We start from the raw sequence: 16,350 nt of genomic DNA, 5'->3' as shown, positions 1-16,350 counted from the left end.
CTCGCGGTTTTTGGACATCTCTGAATAAATTGTGCTGGATCACGACAATGAAAAAAGTGGCATTAATGGGCTTAAGCGGCCTGATGTTTGTTTCAGCAGCGGCAAACGCAATTTCCTTCAACGGCTCGGCGGGACAAGATTATACCCATCTGGGCTTTGGTCTTGGCACGGATAGCGCAGGCCTGGCAATGACCGGCGGCTGGACGCACAACGACGACGATGGGGATGCGGCAAGCCTGGGCCTCGGCTTCAACGTGCCGTTGGGTCCCTTCCTGGCGACCGTCGGCGGTAAAGGCATTTACACCAACCCGAACGACGGCGACGAAGGCTACGCGGCGGCAGTGGGTGGCGGCTTGCAGTGGAAAATTGGCGACAGCTTTGGCCTGTTCGGTGAGTACTACTACTCCCCGGATTCCCTCTCCAGCGGTATCGACAGCTATCAGGAAGCTAATGCCGGCGCGCGCTGGACCATCATGCGTCCGATCACCATCGAAGCGGGCTATCGCTATCTGAACCTGGCCGGTAAAGACGGCAACCGCGACAACGCCCTGGCAGACGGTCCGTACGTCGGCGTGAGCGCCGGTTTCTAATCCTCTCGGCGCGGCGTTCAGTCGCGCCAGTTTCTCTCTTCCCCCGGTCTTCGATTGCGCTATAGTGTTTTGACCATTGAAATGGGAGAACACAATGATAAATGTGGAAATGTTATCCACTGGCGACGAAGTGCTGCATGGGCAAATCATTGATACCAATGCCGCCTGGCTCGCCGATCTCTTCTTTGAGCAAGGATTACCGTTAACGCGCCGCAACACCGTAGGTGACAATCTTGAGTCGCTGGTCAACGTTCTGCGCGAGCGCAGCGAACGCTGCGACGTGCTGATTGTGAACGGCGGGCTGGGACCCACCAGCGACGATCTCAGCGCGCTGGCCGCCGCCACGGCCAAAGGCGAAGGCCTGGTTCTGCACGAGGCGTGGCTGGCACAGATGGAGCGCTTTTTCTCCGGGCGTGGCCGCGTGATGGCCCCCAGCAACCGCAAGCAGGCTGAAATTCCCGCCAGCGCGGAACTGATTGATAACCCGGTCGGCACCGCCTGCGGGTTTGCCGTTCAGCTGAACCGCTGCCTGATGTTCTTCACCCCGGGCGTCCCGTCGGAATTTAAAGTGATGGTCGAGCAGCAGATCCTGCCGCGCCTGCGCGCGCGCTTTACGCTGCCTGAACCGCCGCTGTGCCTGCGTCTGACCACCTTTGGTCGCTCGGAAAGCGATCTGGCCCAGAGCCTCGATCACCTGCAACTGCCTCCTGGCGTGTCGATGGGCTATCGCTCCTCCATGCCGATTATTGAACTGAAGCTGACCGGACCGGCGTCAGAGAAAGCCGCCATGCTGGCGCTGTGGCCGGAAGTGCAGCGCGTCGCCGGGGAAAGCCTGATTTTCGAAGGAACGGAAGGGCTGCCGGCGCAGATCGCAGCGCATTTGCAGTCCCGCCAGCTGAGCGTGACGTTAAGCGAGCAGTTTACCGGTGGGCTTCTGGCGCTTCAGCTTACCCGGGCGGGTGCGCCGCTGCTGGCCAGTGAAGTGGTGCCGTTCCAGCAGGAGACGCTGGCGCAGACCGCGCGCTGGGCGTCCGAGCGCAGAGTGAAGCATTTCGCCGGGCTGGCGCTGTTTGTGGGCGGGCTGGATGAGGAGCATCTCAACTTTGCCCTTGCAACGCCGGAAGGGACGCACGCCCTGCGGGTCAGGATGAGCATTACCCGCCACAGCCTGGCCGTGCGTCAGGAGGTGTACGCGATGATGGCACTGAACATGCTGCGCCGCTGGCTGAACGGGAAAGAGGTCGCCAGCGAGCACGGCTGGATCAACGTCGTCGAATCGCTGTTCGTGGAGTGAGAGTGTGCCGGGGCCGTGTCCCCGGCAACGGTTACGCCAGCGCTTTTGCCAGCAAGGTAATGGGATGTTCACAGCGTTTGCTGGTGGACATCTCGATCTGCCACTTGCAGGTTTCGCAGTCCGTCACCACGATATCTGCGCCGCTCTCTTCAATCTGCCGGAACAGCGGCGCGCCAATGGCCTGTGACGTTGGGTAGTTTTCACGCTTGAAGCCGTACGTGCCTGCGATGCCGCAGCAGCGTGAGTCCAGCACCGTCAGCTCCAGCCCGGGGATCAGCCGCAGCAGCTCAAGCGTATAGATCGACCAGCCCATCTTCTCCATATGACATGGCGTGTGATACACCACCTTCAGCGGCAATTTGCCCAGCGGTAACGTCTGCCCGCTGTCCAGTTTGCGCCAGAGAAAACGGGTCGCCAGCTCAATGTGCTCGCGCAGGCCGGTGTTATCCACCTCCAGCAGATGCGGATATTCATCGCGCAGCGTGAAGGTACAGGTTGACGACGTCGCCAGTACCGGTATCCCTTTGTCGACGATCGCCTCACGTAAAGAGGTGACGTTGCTGCTCGCCTGCTTGCGCGCTTTGTCGATGAAGCCGTTGGCAATCAGCGGAACGCCGCAGCACTTTTCTTTGCTCAGCAGCTGAACGCCCGTTCCCATGGCGTTCAGGACTTTCAGCAGGTCTTTCCCCAGCTGCGGATGGTTGTAGTTCACGTAGCAGCCGTGGAAGAAGGCGACCTGCTCAGAGAACTGCGCCTGTTCTGCCGCCACGGATTTAAACCAGCGGCGGAAGGTGCCGTGAGAATATTTCGGCAGACTGCGGTGATGGTCGATTTTGAGCGTCGCATCCAGCAGCCTGCGCACCGGCTTCAGGGCGGTGGCGGCATTGACGACCGGCGCGAAAGGCGTCGAGAGGCTACCCATCAGATCGGTGTGGCTCAGTATCGCGTCACGCAGCGTCGGTTTTTGCGTACTGTAGCGGGCGCGGGCGCGCTGGATGATATCGCCTATTTTCACGTCCGACGGGCAGGCAACTTCGCAGCGTTTGCAGTTGATGCAGTATTTCAGCGCCTCGTCGTAGAGCGCGCCATCCTTCAGGCGCAGACGCTCCCCGTCGGGACCGGCCTGTTTCGGGCCGGGATAGCGCGGATCGACGCCGCTGACCGGGCAAACCGTGGTGCAGACCGTGCATTTGATACAGCTTTCAAATCGGGTGTCGTTCATTGTGCTCCCTCCCTGCGCTGGATAATCTGCTCCGCGACATGCAGCGCAGTGACGGCGCAGACGCCGCCACCGCAGCCCTGCGCCACGGGATCGTACCCGCCCAGAACCGAGCCGATGGCGTAAAGATTTTCAACCGGTTCCCCGCCCAGCCGCGGGCGCAGTTGGCTGTCGACGATGACGCCGAACTGCTGCCAGGGCTGCGGGGTGAAGAAATCGCTTTGATACCAGTCCGCGCGGGAAGCGCTTTGCCGGACGTCCAGACCGAGGATCGCCTCACGCACGCCATCCCGGCTGCTCAGCAGACCGTTACTGAAGAAACTGCCGCTTGCCAGCACCGTAAAGCGTGCGCGAAGCGGGATGTCGCCGTGGTTGCGGGTCCAGATTTCGCTTACCGCGCCCTCAGCCAGGATGATTTTTTTCACCTCGTCGCCTGCCATCCAGACGCCACCCTGGGCAACAAACTGACGCTGAAGCTGGGTGTGCAGACGAATGCCGGGCACGGAAGGGGGGAGCGTCGGCAGTAAACCGAGCGTACAGGGCAGGCGCGCCGAGAGCCAGCGCCAGAGCCGGTTGTCCGTTAAGCCAAAACAGGCGGGCATAAACAGGGCGTCGCAGGTCTCGCCGAGCGGTTGAAGCGCCGCGTACAGCTGCGGCCAGTAACTTTCATTATCCAGCAGGCGGGCAATGTTCACCGCACGAAACTCGCTGGGGTTTTCGCGCAACACGTCGAGTTCGGGGAGATCAATCTCCGCCGTATCCACCTGAACACCCTGCTGTCTGAGAGACGCGGCGGCCAGATGCGGCTGGAAATCGAGGAAGCCGCTGATCCCCACCACCCGCACGCGCTCGGCAGCGATGGGGGCGACAGGCACCTCTTCCGGGCTAAGCCAGGCGGCGCGCAGGGTGCCGAGCGGCGTGACGCGCTGATGATTTTGCTCGGCGTCACCCTGCATGCGTGCGCCGCAGGTGGTGAGCAGGTGTTCGGTTTCGCAGGCAAAGCGGGCCATATTCTCTGCGCCCGTCAGGCGGTAGGGATGTTCAGGCGGCAGATCGGCGAACGATAGCGCGCCCAGTAAATCCAGCGAGCCGGAAGAGAAGTGCAGGGCACTCTGACCGCGAGTGACAATGGCGCAGCGCAGACCCCGCTGCGTCAGTTTGAGGCCGCACAGCAGGCCCGCCAGTCCCCCACCCACAATCACGGTATCAAATTTCATGGTTGTGCTCCTTCTCCAGACCGCAAAGCCCCTGATAGACCCAGCGGGTAAACTCGCTTTCGCGCAGGGCATCGCCCCAGGCGACGGGCTGAATGCCTTTCCAGCGCTCGTTTAAAAAATCGCTGAGCTGGGCAAGCGACTGGGTTGACGTGGTGGCGTGAAAACGTTGCAGCAGCCCGGCGGCACGGCAGGCGCACAGTTCCCCCTGACAGGTGCCCATCCCGACGCGCGTGCGGCGGCGTAAATCGAGCAGGTTGTTCACCGTCAGGTTTTCCACGGCATACTGCACCTCGCCTGCGGTCACGGCTTCGCATTCGCACACCAGGCTGCGGCTGAGTCCCCCTTCACCGAGCCAGGTTGGGGTGCGGTCGCCGTGGCGGTAAATCGCTGAACCGCGAAGCGGGGCAGGGAGTGAAATGATTTTGTGCAGCGTTTTTTCTGTCGTTTGCTGCGAGCCGGGCAGAGCCTGTTCCGCCGTCACGCACGGTGCGGTGTTGCCGAGCTTACGGCAGACGGCATCGGTGGCCCACTGGGCCATCAGCCGGTAGGTCATCAGCTTGCCGCCGGTAATGGTGATAAACCCGTCCATGCCGTCACGTTCGGCGTGATCGAGCAGCACGATGCCGCGGCTGACGTTACGCCCGCTCGGATCGTTATCGCTGGCGACAAGGGGACGCACGCCCGCGTAGGCACGCAGAATACGCGTCTGCGCCATCACCGGGGCCAGCTTTTCCCCTTCGCGCAGCAGGATATCCACCTCTTCTGCGGTGACGCGGTTGTAATCAATTTCGCTGTAGTCCACATGCATTGAGGTCGTGCCGATTAACGAAATGGTGTCCCCCGGCACGAGGATATCGGCGTCGGACGGTTTACGGCAGCGGTTGATGACATGGTTATTGATGCGGTGGTCGAGGATCAGCAGCGAGCCTTTCGCCGGGAACATGCGCACCGACAGGTCCGCGTATTCCGCGATGCGCTGGCCCCAGATCCCCGCCGCGTTGACCACGACGGCGGCATACAGCTCGCGGTGTTCATTGTACTGCGCATCAAACACGCGCACCCCGCGCACGCTATTACCTTCACGAATAAGCCCGGTGACGTGATGCCCGGTCAGGATCCGGGCGCCATGTTCCCGCGCGTCGAGCATATTGGCGGCGGTCAGGCGGAAAGGATCAACGGTTCCGTCCGGTACTTTTACCGCGCCCAGTAACGCCGGGTTTACCGAGGGTTCAAGACGGCGCGCCTGCGCAGGATCGATCGCCTCGGCCTGAATGCCTGCCGCCGTGCAGGCGGTGATAAAGGTTTGCTGAAAGCCGAGGTCATCTTCTGGAAGGGTGATAAAAAGACCGTTGGTCGGTTCAACGCAGTGGCGAGCGATGCCCCTGAGGATCTGGTTTTCAGCGATACACTCGCGTGCTGACTCAGCGTCAGTGACCGCATAGCGGGCGCCGCTGTGCAACAGACCGTGATTACGTCCCGTCGCGCCGGTGGCGATATCGTGGCGTTCCAGAAGCGTGACGCTCAATCCCCGCAGGGCGCAGTCGCGTGCGATGCCGGCACCCGTCGCGCCACCGCCAATGATAATCACATCGCTGAAGCGTGGATCGTGAATTGTCATTGCCTTTCCTCTATGTTCGTTTTTTAGCATTTAGCCACATTGATCGTGTGGTTTGTTTGATTTCGAACATAAACGCGCGAAATTCGAAAGTGAAACGTGATTTCATGCGCTTTTTTGCGCATTCTGTCATATTTCTGTAACAATCTGTGCGTTGATTCACAGTAACATTCACCGTGATTTCTTAACATCGCCGCCTCTGTAGCCGGGCGCGAGATGCCCGGTCATTTTTTGAAAGGCCACGGAGGCTGTTATGCTCAGTATCTTTAAACCTGCGCCACATCGGGCGCGACTGCCAGAGGCAGAGATTGATCCTCTCTACCGCCGTCTGCGTTGGCAAATCTTCCTCGGGATCTTCTTCGGGTATGCGGCGTACTATCTGGTACGTAAAAACTTTGCGCTCGCCATGCCGTACCTGGTGGAGCAGGGCTTCTCTCGCGGCGATCTGGGATTTGCGCTGTCGGGGATCTCCATCGCGTACGGTTTTTCGAAGTTCATTATGGGGTCGGTGTCGGATCGTTCGAATCCGCGCGTGTTCCTGCCCGCCGGCCTGATCCTCGCGGCAGCGGTGATGCTGTTCATGGGCTTTGTGCCGTGGGCGACCTCCAGCATTGCCATCATGTTCGTGCTGCTGTTCCTCTGCGGCTGGTTCCAGGGGATGGGGTGGCCGCCATGCGGACGCACCATGGTTCACTGGTGGTCACAGAAAGAGCGTGGTGGAATTGTATCTGTGTGGAACTGCGCACATAACGTCGGGGGCGGGCTTCCGCCGCTGCTGTTCCTGCTGGGGATGGCCTGGTTCAACGACTGGCATGCCGCGCTCTATATGCCAGCCTTTGGCGCCATTCTGGTGGCGATTATCGCTCTCGCTCTGATGCGCGACACCCCACAGTCCTGCGGCCTGCCGCCGATTGAAGAGTACAAAAACGACTACCCGGATGATTACAGCGAGAAGCACGAAGAAGAGCTGACGGCAAAGCAGATCTTCATGAAGTACGTGCTGCCGAACAAGCTGCTGTGGTACATCGCGGTGGCAAACGTATTTGTCTACCTGCTGCGTTACGGCATTCTCGACTGGTCGCCAACCTACCTGAAAGAGGTGAAGCACTTCGCGCTGGATAAATCCTCCTGGGCTTATTTCCTGTATGAATACGCTGGCATTCCCGGCACGCTGATCTGTGGCTGGATGTCGGACAAAGTGTTTAAGGGCAACCGTGGGGCGACGGGCGTGTTCTTTATGACGCTGGTCACCATCGCGACGGTCGTTTACTGGCTTAACCCGCCGGGGAATCCGGGTGTGGATATGGCCTGTATGATCGTCATCGGCTTCCTGATTTATGGTCCGGTTATGCTGATTGGTCTGCATGCCCTGGAGCTGGCGCCGAAGAAAGCGGCAGGCACGGCGGCAGGCTTTACCGGTCTGTTTGGCTACCTCGGCGGTTCAGTGGCGGCAAGTGCCATCGTCGGTTACACCGTCGACTTCTTCGGCTGGGACGGCGGCTTTATGGTGATGATTGGCGGCAGCGTGCTGGCTGTTCTGCTGCTGGTTGTTGTGATGATTGGTGAAAAACGTCACCACGCCGAAGTGCTGGCGCGTCGTCAATAAGGAGCATTGCGATGAAATTAACTCAGTTAGCGACAGGCCTGCTGCTGGCGGGCCTGATGACAGGCTCCGCGCTGGCGGCGGATAAGATCGTGATCGCCCACCGTGGCGCCAGCGGTTATCTGCCGGAGCATACGCTGCCGGCAAAAGCGATGGCCTATGCCCAGGGCGCGGATTATCTGGAGCAGGATCTGGTGATGACGAAGGACGACCAGCTGGTCGTTCTGCATGACCACTATCTTGACCGCGTGACGGACGTGGCGGAACGTTTCCCGGATCGCGCCCGTAAAGATGGTCGCTACTACGCCATCGACTTCACGCTGGCGGAGATCCGCTCGCTGAAGTTTACCGAGGGCTTCGAGATTGAAAACGGTAAGAAGGTACAGGTCTATCCGGGACGTTTCCCGATGGGCAAGTCTGACTTCCGTATTCACACCTTCGAAGAGGAGATCGAGTTTGTTCAGGGGCTGAACCACTCGACAGGAAAAAATATCGGTATCTACCCGGAAATCAAAGCGCCGTGGTTCCACCATCAGGAAGGGAAGGACATTGCCGCGAAGACGCTGGAGGTACTGAAAAAGTACGGCTACACCAGCAAGCAGGATAAGGTTTTCCTGCAATGTTTCGACGCCGCGGAACTGAAGCGCATCAAAACCGAGCTGGAGCCGAAAATGGGGATGGATCTCAATCTGGTGCAGCTGATTGCGTATACCGACTGGAATGAAACCCAGGAAAAACAGCCGGACGGGAAGTGGGTGAACTACACCTACGACTGGATGTTTAAGCCGGGCGCGATGAAGCAGATTGCGCAGTACGCCGACGGCATCGGGCCGGATTACCACATGCTGGTGGCGGAAGGCTCAACGCCGGGTCACGTGAAGCTGACGGCGATGGTGAAAGAGGCGCATGCGAGCAAGATGCAGGTGCATCCGTATACCGTACGCGCAGACCAGCTGCCGGAGTATGCGACGGACGTGAATCAGCTTTACGACGTACTGTATAACCAGGCGGATGTGGACGGGGTGTTTACGGATTTCCCGGATAAAGCGGTGAGCTTTTTGAAGGATAAACGCTGAAATTGCCGGGTGGCGGCTGCGCCTTACCCGGCCTACGAACTGCGGTTTTGTAGGTCGGGTCAGCGAAGCGCCACCCGACATAATTACATCTCGATCTCAATATCGCCTTTTGCCCGGCAGCAGCAGGGCAAAATCTCCCCTTCACTGATAAAGGCCAGCGGTTCGGTCAGCCAGTCTACCTGGCCTGCGACCAGACGGCAGCGGCAGGAGCCGCAGTAGCCTTCACGACACTGGTACTCTACTTCTACCTGATGCGCTTCAAGCGCCACCAGCAGAGAAGGGTGCTCTTCCTGGCACAACACCTCTGTACCAGAAAGGCTCAGCGTTACGCGGCTCATCAGAGCTGGAAATCGCTCAGGTCGTCGGTGTTGACTTCAGAATCAATCTGACCGACCAGATAAGAACTCACTTCCACTTCCTGCGGCGCAACCTGCACGTTATCGGACACCAGCCAGGTGTTGATCCACGGAATCGGGTTAGAGCGCGTCTGGAATGGCAGATCGAGACCCACAGCCTGCATGCGGATGTTAGTGATGTACTCCACGTACTGGCACAGAATGTCTTTGTTCAGGCCAATCATGGAGCCGTCGCGGAACAGGTAGTCTGCCCACTCTTTCTCCTGCTGGGCGGCCAGCACGAACAGATCGTAGCATTCCTGCTTGCACTCTTCGGCAATCGCAGCCATTTCCGGGTCGTCCGCGCCGCTGCGCAGCAGGTTCAGCATATGCTGGGTGCCGGTCAGGTGCAGGGCTTCGTCACGGGCGATCAGGCGGATAATTTTGGCGTTACCTTCCATCAGCTTGCGCTCGGCAAAAGCGAAGGAGCAGGCGAAGCTTACGTAGAAGCGGATTGCTTCCAGCGCGTTAACGCTCATCAGGCACAGGTACAGCTGCTTTTTCAGGGCCCGCAGGTTTACGGTAATGGTTTTGCCGTTCACGTTATGCGTGCCTTCGCCCATCAGATGCCAGTAGCTGGTCATCTCGATCAGCTCGTCGTAGTAGTGCGCAATGCCTTCCGCGCGCTTCTGGATCTGCTCATTGGTGACGATATCGTCAAACACCACCGCCGGATCGTTCACGATGTTGCGGATGATGTGGGTGTAAGAGCGGGAGTGGATCGTCTCGGAGAACGCCCAGGTCTCTACCCAGGTTTCCAGCTCAGGAATCGAGATCAGCGGCAGCAGCGCCACGTTTGGACTACGGCCCTGGATGGAGTCCAGCAGCGTCTGGTACTTCAGGTTGCTGAGGAAGATGTGCTTTTCGTGTTCCGGCAGCGCCTGGAAATCGATACGGTCGCGGGAAACGTCAACTTCTTCCGGACGCCAGAAGAAGGAGAGTTGCTTTTCAATCAGCTTTTCGAAGATGTCATATTTTTGCTGATCGTAGCGTGCCACGTTGACCGGCTGGCCGAAGAACATCGGCTCTTTGAGCTGGTCGTTTTTCGTCTGTGAAAAGGTGGTATATGCCATTGCGGTGAGTCCTGTTGAGATTTTATTGCCCGGCGGCACTGCGTTTGCCGGGCCTACAAAACCGTAGGCCGGGTAAGCGTAGCGCCACCCGGCGAAGTGCTTAGATCTTACATGCGCCGCTTTCGCAGCCATCGTCCTGAATTGACGGCACCAGGTCGTCCTGGGCGTCTTCCGCACCATCACGGGTGTTGTGATAGTACAGCGTTTTCACGCCAAATTTGTAGGCGGTGAGCAAGTCTTTCAGCAGTTGCTGCATCGGAACCTTGCCAGACGGGAAGCGCGTCGGGTCGTAGTTGGTATTGGCAGAGATCGACTGGTCGATAAACTTCTGCATGATACCCACCAGTTGCAGATAGCCGTCGTTGTTTGGCATTTCCCACAGCAGCTCGTAGTTGTCACCCAGCGTTTCGTAATCCGGCACCACCTGACGCAGCACGCCGTCTTTCGACGCTTTGATGCTGACGTGGCCGCGCGGTGGCTCAATACCGTTGGTGGCGTTGGAGATCTGCGAAGAGGTCTCGGACGGCATCAGGGCAGAGAGCGTGGAGTTACGCAGGCCGTGAGTTTTAATGGACTCGCGCAGGCCTTCCCAGTCGAGGTGCAGCGGCTCGCTGACGATCGCATCCAGGTCTTTTTTGTAGGTGTCGATCGGCAGAATGCCTTTCGCGTAGGTGGTTTCGTTGAACCACGGGCACGCGCCTTGCTCTTTCGCCAGCTCGTTAGAGGCTTTCATCAGGTAGTACTGGATCGCTTCGAACGTCTGGTGCGTCAGATTGTTGGCGCTGCCGTCGGAGTAACGCTTGCCGTTTTTCGCCAGCCAGTAGGCGAAGTTGATCACGCCGATACCTAAAGTGCGACGGCCCATTGCGCCGCGTTTTGCCGCCGGGATTGGGTAATCCTGGTAATCCAGCAGGGCGTCGAGCGCACGAACCGCCAGCACCGCCAGCTCTTCCAGCTCGTCCAGGCTCTTAATCGCACCCAGGTTGAACGCGGACAGCGTACAGAGCGCGATTTCACCGTTTTCGTCGTTCACGTCTTCCAGCGGTTTGGTCGGCAGGGCGATCTCCAGGCACAGGTTGGACTGGCGCACTGGGGCAACCACCGGATCGAACGGGCTGTGGGTGTTGCAGTGGTCAACGTTCTGGATGTAGATACGGCCGGTAGAGGCACGTTCCTGCATCATCAGGGAGAACAGATCGACCGCTTTCACGCGCTGCTTGCGGATGCTGTCGTCTTTTTCATATTTGGTGTACAGACGCTCGAACTCGTCCTGATCGGCGAAGAACGCGTCGTACAGACCCGGGACGTCGGACGGGCTGAACAGGGTGATGTCTTCCCCTTTCAGCAGACGGGTGTACATCAGCTTGTTGATCTGCACGCCGTAGTCCATGTGACGCACGCGGTTGCCTTCCACGCCGCGGTTGTTTTTCAGAACCAGCAGGCTTTCCACTTCCAGGTGCCACATCGGGTAGAACAGGGTCGCTGCACCACCACGCACGCCGCCCTGAGAGCAGGATTTTACTGCCGTCTGGAAGTGCTTGTAGAACGGAATACAGCCGGTGTGGAACGCTTCACCGCCGCGGATCGGGCTGCCCAGCGCACGGATACGACCGGCGTTGATGCCGATACCGGCACGCTGGGAGACGTATTTCACGATGGCGCTGGAGGTCGCGTTGATGGAATCCAGGCTGTCACCACACTCGATCAGTACGCAGGAGCTGAACTGACGGGTAGGGGTACGCACGCCAGACATGATTGGCGTAGGCAGAGAAATCTTGAACGTAGAGACCGCATCGTAGAAACGCTTCACGTAGTCCAGACGGGTCTCACGCGGGTAGTTAGAGAACAGGCAGGCGGCCACCAGAATATAGAGGAACTGGGCGCTCTCGTAGATTTCGCCCGTCACACGGTTCTGAACCAGGTATTTGCCTTCGAGCTGCTTCACCGCCGCGTAGGAGAAGTTCATGTCGCGCCAGTGATCGATAAACCCGTTCATCTGCTCGAACTCTTCTTCCGTATAGTCTTCCAGCAGATGCGTGTCGTATTTGCCCAGCTCGACCATTTTAACTACGTGATCGTAAAGCTTCGGCGGCTCGAACTGGCCGTAGGCTTTTTTACGCAGGTGGAAAATCGCCAGACGCGCAGCGAGGTACTGATAATCCGGTGCGTCGCGGGAGATCAGATCTGCCGCGGCTTTGATAATGGTTTCGTGGATATCAGACGTTTTGATGCCGTCGTAGAACTGAATGTGAGAACGCAGTTCAACCTGGGAGATAGATACGTTGTTCAGTCCTTCTGCTGCCCAGTCGAGAACTCGATGGATTTTGTCCAGATTGATACGCTCGGTGGTACCGTCGCGCTTTGTCACCAGCAGACTCTGATTCATGTGGGTTTTTACCTGTCCGTGAAATAAAAAAATATCCCCCGCTTATCCACAGAACCGTCTTGTGACTAACTCTGTGGATAAATACTACATATAGGGGTTTTGCGATAAGAAGAACGCTATATGGTGAGTATTCTAGTATCGAATCTTTTCAGCACAAGGGTTGATTTTGACGTTAAATTGAGGTTGTGAAAGGGTAAAAAAGGCTAAGTCCTCGTGCCGTAAGGCCTGGAAGAGATGTCAATAATTAAGAAAAAAAATTCAAAATTTGATCGAGTGCTGATTTCTTCAACGGGAGGTCAGAATTGCGCAACATGATGTCGCGCAATCATTATAAGAATAACGGATGACGTTAGTCGTTTTTGGCGGTTGTGTGCAACATATAGTTAACATCCACGCCCGGGGCAAGTTTGAATTTATCCGTCAGCGGATTGTAGTGCAGGCCCGTCATGTGCTGCTCCTTAAGCCATGTCTGGTCAACCCAGCCCAGCAGTTCGGCAGGCTTGATGAACTTCTTCACGTCGTGCGTCCCTTTCGGCACCATGCGCAGCACGTATTCCGCGCCTACCACGGCCATCAGCCAGGCTTTGCCGTTGCGGTTGATGGTCGAGAAGAAGACCTGTCCACCCGGTTTCACCAGTTTTGCACAGGCGCTGACCACCGACTGCGGATCGGGAACGTGCTCCAGCATCTCCATGCAGGTCACCACGTCATACTGGTGCGCATGTTTTGCCGCGTGCTCTTCCACGGTTTCCTGGACATATTCTACCTGTACGCCGGACTCCAGCGCATGAAGACGCGCAACCTGTAGAGGTTCGAAGCCCATGTCCAGACCGGTGACGGTGGCCCCTTCACGCGCCATACTTTCCGCCAGGATGCCGCCGCCGCAGCCGACGTCGAGCACTTTCTTACCGAACAGACCGCCGGAACGCTCCGCGATATAGCCCAGACGCAGCGGGTTAATACGATGCAGAGGTTTGAACTCACCTTCGAGATCCCACCAGCGGGACGCCACCGCTTCAAATTTGGCAATCTCTTCGTGGTCAACGTTGTGAGCCACCGGGGATTTTTCGGCATTCATGGGCGCTTTTACTCCTTATTTAGCAAGACAAATGAGTATATCAGGCAATCCCTGTGAATAAAGCGTATAGGTTTACCTGTATCACCGCGGCTGTGTTATAATTTGCGACCTTTGAATCCGGGATACAGTAGAGGGATAGCGGTTAGATGAGCGACCTTGCGAGAGAAATTACACCGGTTAACATCGAGGAAGAGCTGAAAAGCTCCTATCTGGACTATGCGATGTCGGTCATTGTTGGCCGTGCGCTGCCGGACGTCCGCGATGGCCTGAAGCCGGTACACCGTCGCGTACTATACGCCATGAACGTATTGGGCAATGACTGGAATAAAGCCTACAAAAAATCTGCCCGTGTCGTTGGTGACGTAATCGGTAAATACCATCCTCATGGTGATTCCGCGGTGTACGACACCATTGTCCGTATGGCGCAGCCCTTCTCGCTGCGTTACATGCTGGTAGATGGTCAGGGTAACTTTGGTTCTATCGACGGCGACTCCGCCGCGGCAATGCGTTATACGGAAATCCGTCTGGCGAAGATTGCCCATGAGCTGATGGCTGACCTGGAAAAAGAGACGGTTGATTTCGTTGATAACTACGACGGCACGGAAAAAATTCCTGACGTTATGCCAACGAAGATCCCAAACCTGCTGGTGAACGGTTCGTCCGGTATCGCCGTCGGTATGGCAACCAACATTCCACCGCACAATATCACGGAAGTGATCAACGGCTGCCTGGCCTACATTGACGATGAAGACATCAGCATTGAAGGGCTGATGGAACACATCCCGGGCCCGGACTTCCCGACGGCGGCAATCATCAATGGCCGTCGCGGTATTGAAGAAGCGTACCGCACCGGTCGCGGCAAGATTTACATCCGTGCCCGCGCCGAAGTGGAAGCGGACGCTAAAACCGGCCGTGAAACCATTATTGTTCACGAGATCCCGTATCAGGTGAACAAAGCGCGACTGATTGAAAAAATCGCCGAGCTGGTAAAAGAAAAACGCGTTGAAGGCATCAGCGCGCTGCGTGACGAGTCTGATAAAGACGGTATGCGCATCGTGATTGAAATCAAGCGCGACGCGGTGGGTGAAGTTGTGCTGAACAACCTTTATTCCCAGACTCAGCTTCAGGTCTCCTTCGGTATCAACATGGTTGCGCTGCACCATGGTCAGCCGAAGATCATGAACCTGAAAGAGATCCTGAGCGCGTTCGTGCGTCACCGCCGTGAAGTGGTGACCCGTCGTACCATCTTCGAACTGCGCAAAGCGCGCGACCGTGCCCATATCCTTGAAGCACTGGCCGTTGCGCTGGCGAACATCGACCCGATCATCGAGCTGATCCGCCGTGCGCCGACGCCGGCAGAAGCGAAGGCGTCGCTGGTTGCGCGTCCATGGGATCTGGGCAACGTGGCGGCAATGCTGGAACGTGCCGGTGATGACGCTGCGCGTCCTGAGTGGCTGGAACCGGAATTCGGCGTGCGTGACGGTCAGTACTACCTGACTGAACAGCAGGCCCAGGCGATTCTGGATCTGCGTTTGCAGAAACTGACCGGCCTTGAGCATGAAAAACTGCTCGACGAGTACAAAGAGCTGCTGGAGCAGATTGCCGAGCTGCTGCATATCCTGGGTAGCGCAGAGCGCCTGATGGAAGTGATCCGTGAAGAGCTGGAGCTGGTTCGCGATCAGTTCGGCGACGAGCGTCGCACCGAAATCACAGCCAATAGCTCTGATATCAACATTGAAGATCTGATCAACCGCGAAGACGTGGTAGTGACGCTGTCTCACCAGGGCTACGTGAAGTATCAGCCGTTGACCGACTACGAAGCACAGCGTCGTGGCGGTAAAGGCAAATCTGCGGCGCGTATTAAAGAAGAAGACTTCATTGACCGTCTGCTGGTGGCCAACACCCACGACACGATCCTCTGCTTCTCCAGCCGGGGCCGTCTGTACTGGATGAAAGTCTATCAGCTGCCGGAAGCGAGCCGTGGCGCGCGGGGTCGTCCTATCGTCAACCTGCTGCCGCTGGAAGCGAACGAACGTATCACCGCTATTCTGCCGGTACGCGAGTACGAAGAGGGCGTGAACGTCTTTATGGCGACCGCGAGCGGTACCGTGAAGAAAACCGCGCTGACCGAGTTCAGCCGTCCACGTTCTGCCGGGATCATCGCGGTGAACCTGAACGAAGGCGATGAGCTGATCGGCGTGGATCTGACCTCCGGTTCTGATGAAGTCATGCTGTTCTCTGCCGCCGGTAAAGTGGTGCGCTTTAAAGAGAACGCCGTGCGCGCAATGGGTCGTACGGCGACCGGCGTGCGTGGTATCAAGCTGGCGGGTGAAGACAGCGTGGTTTCCCTGATCGTTCCTCGTGGCGAAGGCGCAATCCTGACCGTCACCCAGAACGGTTACGGTAAACGTACGGCGGAAAGCGAATACCCGACCAAGTCTCGCGGCACGCAGGGCGTTATCTCCATCAAAGTGACCGAGCGCAACGGTTCCGTTGTTGGCGCGGTGCAGGTGGACGACGCGGACCAGATCATGATGATCACCGATGCCGGTACGCTGGTGCGTACCCGCGTGTCTGAGATCAGCGTGGTGGGTCGTAACACCCAGGGCGTAATCCTCATCCGCACTGCGGAAGATGAAAACGTCGTCGGTCTGCAACGCGTTGCTGAGCCGGTGGATGACGAAGAGCTCGACTCTATCGACGGCAGCGTTGCGGAAGGGGATGATGAAATCGCCCCGGAAGCGGACACCGATGATGAAGTAGCGGATGACGCTGACGAGTAACGTCTCCTGACGCATAAAGGG

The 16,350-nt window shown here is 57.9% G+C and carries 12 protein-coding genes; 5 read left to right on the top strand and 7 right to left on the bottom strand.

Going from position 1 to position 16,350, the window contains the following annotated elements; genetic code table 11:
• The first annotated feature begins 47 nt into the window (after positions 1 to 47).
• Positions 48 to 590 carry a YfaZ family outer membrane protein gene (locus FZF21_RS14630; protein ID WP_003859436.1) on the top strand — a complete coding sequence of 181 codons (543 nt, stop codon included), beginning with the start codon at positions 48 to 50 and terminating at the stop codon, positions 588 to 590.
• A gap of 94 nt (positions 591 to 684) precedes the next feature.
• Positions 685 to 1,884: a nicotinamide mononucleotide deamidase-related protein YfaY gene (locus tag FZF21_RS14625; RefSeq protein ID WP_047737441.1), complete on the top strand. Its 1,200-nt coding sequence runs from the start codon at positions 685 to 687 to the stop codon at positions 1,882 to 1,884.
• 31 nt (positions 1,885 to 1,915) lie between these two features.
• On the opposite strand, the gene glpC is transcribed toward FZF21_RS14625, so the two are convergent.
• From glpC to glpA, 3 genes are read right to left on the bottom strand one after another with little or no spacing between them, the layout of a single operon-like run.
• On the bottom strand, positions 1,916 to 3,106 hold the full coding sequence (gene glpC, locus FZF21_RS14620; RefSeq protein WP_045141706.1) for an anaerobic glycerol-3-phosphate dehydrogenase subunit GlpC: 1,191 nt from the start codon (positions 3,104 to 3,106) through the stop codon (positions 1,916 to 1,918).
• Complete coding sequence (glpB, locus tag FZF21_RS14615) at positions 3,103 to 4,320, bottom strand: glycerol-3-phosphate dehydrogenase subunit GlpB (RefSeq protein WP_017693018.1); 1,218 nt, start codon at positions 4,318 to 4,320, stop codon at positions 3,103 to 3,105. The genes glpC and glpB overlap by 4 nt, the downstream gene beginning before the upstream one ends.
• Entirely contained in the window at positions 4,310 to 5,938 is a 1,629-nt protein-coding gene (gene glpA / locus FZF21_RS14610; RefSeq protein ID WP_047737439.1) for an anaerobic glycerol-3-phosphate dehydrogenase subunit A, read from the bottom strand. Before glpA ends, glpB begins: the two co-directional genes overlap by 11 nt.
• Before the next feature lie 250 nt (positions 5,939 to 6,188).
• Between glpA and glpT the strand changes: the two genes are divergently transcribed.
• Positions 6,189 to 7,541, top strand: a complete 1,353-nt coding sequence (glpT, locus tag FZF21_RS14605; RefSeq protein ID WP_149121263.1) for a glycerol-3-phosphate transporter — start codon at positions 6,189 to 6,191, stop codon at positions 7,539 to 7,541.
• Between the two features lie 11 nt (positions 7,542 to 7,552).
• Positions 7,553 to 8,614, top strand: a complete 1,062-nt coding sequence (gene glpQ, locus FZF21_RS14600) for a glycerophosphodiester phosphodiesterase (protein WP_023304137.1) — start codon at positions 7,553 to 7,555, stop codon at positions 8,612 to 8,614.
• A gap of 83 nt (positions 8,615 to 8,697) precedes the next feature.
• Here the strand turns inward: glpQ and yfaE are convergent, their stop codons facing one another.
• The 4 genes from yfaE to ubiG form a co-directional block, all read right to left on the bottom strand.
• On the bottom strand, positions 8,698 to 8,952 hold the full coding sequence (yfaE, locus tag FZF21_RS14595) for a class I ribonucleotide reductase maintenance protein YfaE (RefSeq protein WP_003859419.1): 255 nt from the start codon (positions 8,950 to 8,952) through the stop codon (positions 8,698 to 8,700).
• On the bottom strand, positions 8,952 to 10,082 hold the full coding sequence (nrdB, locus tag FZF21_RS14590) for a class Ia ribonucleoside-diphosphate reductase subunit beta (protein WP_032620274.1): 1,131 nt from the start codon (positions 10,080 to 10,082) through the stop codon (positions 8,952 to 8,954). Before nrdB ends, yfaE begins: the two co-directional genes overlap by 1 nt.
• A gap of 100 nt (positions 10,083 to 10,182) precedes the next feature.
• Positions 10,183 to 12,468 (bottom strand): class 1a ribonucleoside-diphosphate reductase subunit alpha, encoded by a 2,286-nt coding sequence (gene nrdA, locus FZF21_RS14585; protein ID WP_023295072.1) that lies wholly within the window; start codon positions 12,466 to 12,468, stop codon positions 10,183 to 10,185.
• A gap of 349 nt (positions 12,469 to 12,817) precedes the next feature.
• The gene (gene ubiG / locus FZF21_RS14580) at positions 12,818 to 13,546 is read right to left on the bottom strand and encodes a bifunctional 2-polyprenyl-6-hydroxyphenol methylase/3-demethylubiquinol 3-O-methyltransferase UbiG (RefSeq protein ID WP_006811346.1); all 729 of its coding nucleotides are present in this window, start codon (positions 13,544 to 13,546) and stop codon (positions 12,818 to 12,820) included.
• A gap of 146 nt (positions 13,547 to 13,692) precedes the next feature.
• Between ubiG and gyrA the strand changes: the two genes are divergently transcribed.
• Positions 13,693 to 16,329: a DNA topoisomerase (ATP-hydrolyzing) subunit A gene (gyrA, locus tag FZF21_RS14575; protein ID WP_017693022.1), complete on the top strand. Its 2,637-nt coding sequence runs from the start codon at positions 13,693 to 13,695 to the stop codon at positions 16,327 to 16,329.
• The last annotated feature ends 21 nt before the right edge of the window (positions 16,330 to 16,350 follow it).

Source organism: Enterobacter sp. LU1 (assembly GCF_008271405.2).
GTDB lineage: Bacteria > Pseudomonadota > Gammaproteobacteria > Enterobacterales > Enterobacteriaceae > Enterobacter > Enterobacter hormaechei_C.
Note: the sequence above shows the minus strand (reverse complement) of the source record. Positions and strands in the feature narration are given on the sequence as shown.

Bases quoted from the DNA above. Each gene is read 5' to 3' on its own strand.
- gyrA (WP_017693022.1), top strand. From the start codon at position 13,693: ATGAGCGACCTTGCGAGAGAAATTACACCGGTTAACATCGAGGAAGAG.
- ubiG (WP_006811346.1), bottom strand. From the start codon at position 13,546: ATGAATGCCGAAAAATCCCCGGTGGCTCACAACGTTGACCACGAAGAG.
- glpT (WP_149121263.1), top strand. From the start codon at position 6,189: ATGCTCAGTATCTTTAAACCTGCGCCACATCGGGCGCGACTGCCAGAG.
- yfaE (WP_003859419.1), bottom strand. From the start codon at position 8,952: ATGAGCCGCGTAACGCTGAGCCTTTCTGGTACAGAGGTGTTGTGCCAG.
- glpB (WP_017693018.1), bottom strand. From the start codon at position 4,320: ATGAAATTTGATACCGTGATTGTGGGTGGGGGACTGGCGGGCCTGCTG.
- FZF21_RS14625 (WP_047737441.1), top strand. From the start codon at position 685: ATGATAAATGTGGAAATGTTATCCACTGGCGACGAAGTGCTGCATGGG.
- glpQ (WP_023304137.1), top strand. From the start codon at position 7,553: ATGAAATTAACTCAGTTAGCGACAGGCCTGCTGCTGGCGGGCCTGATG.
- glpC (WP_045141706.1), bottom strand. From the start codon at position 3,106: ATGAACGACACCCGATTTGAAAGCTGTATCAAATGCACGGTCTGCACC.
- nrdB (WP_032620274.1), bottom strand. From the start codon at position 10,082: ATGGCATATACCACCTTTTCACAGACGAAAAACGACCAGCTCAAAGAG.
- glpA (WP_047737439.1), bottom strand. From the start codon at position 5,938: ATGACAATTCACGATCCACGCTTCAGCGATGTGATTATCATTGGCGGT.
- nrdA (WP_023295072.1), bottom strand. From the start codon at position 12,468: ATGAATCAGAGTCTGCTGGTGACAAAGCGCGACGGTACCACCGAGCGT.
- FZF21_RS14630 (WP_003859436.1), top strand. From the start codon at position 48: ATGAAAAAAGTGGCATTAATGGGCTTAAGCGGCCTGATGTTTGTTTCA.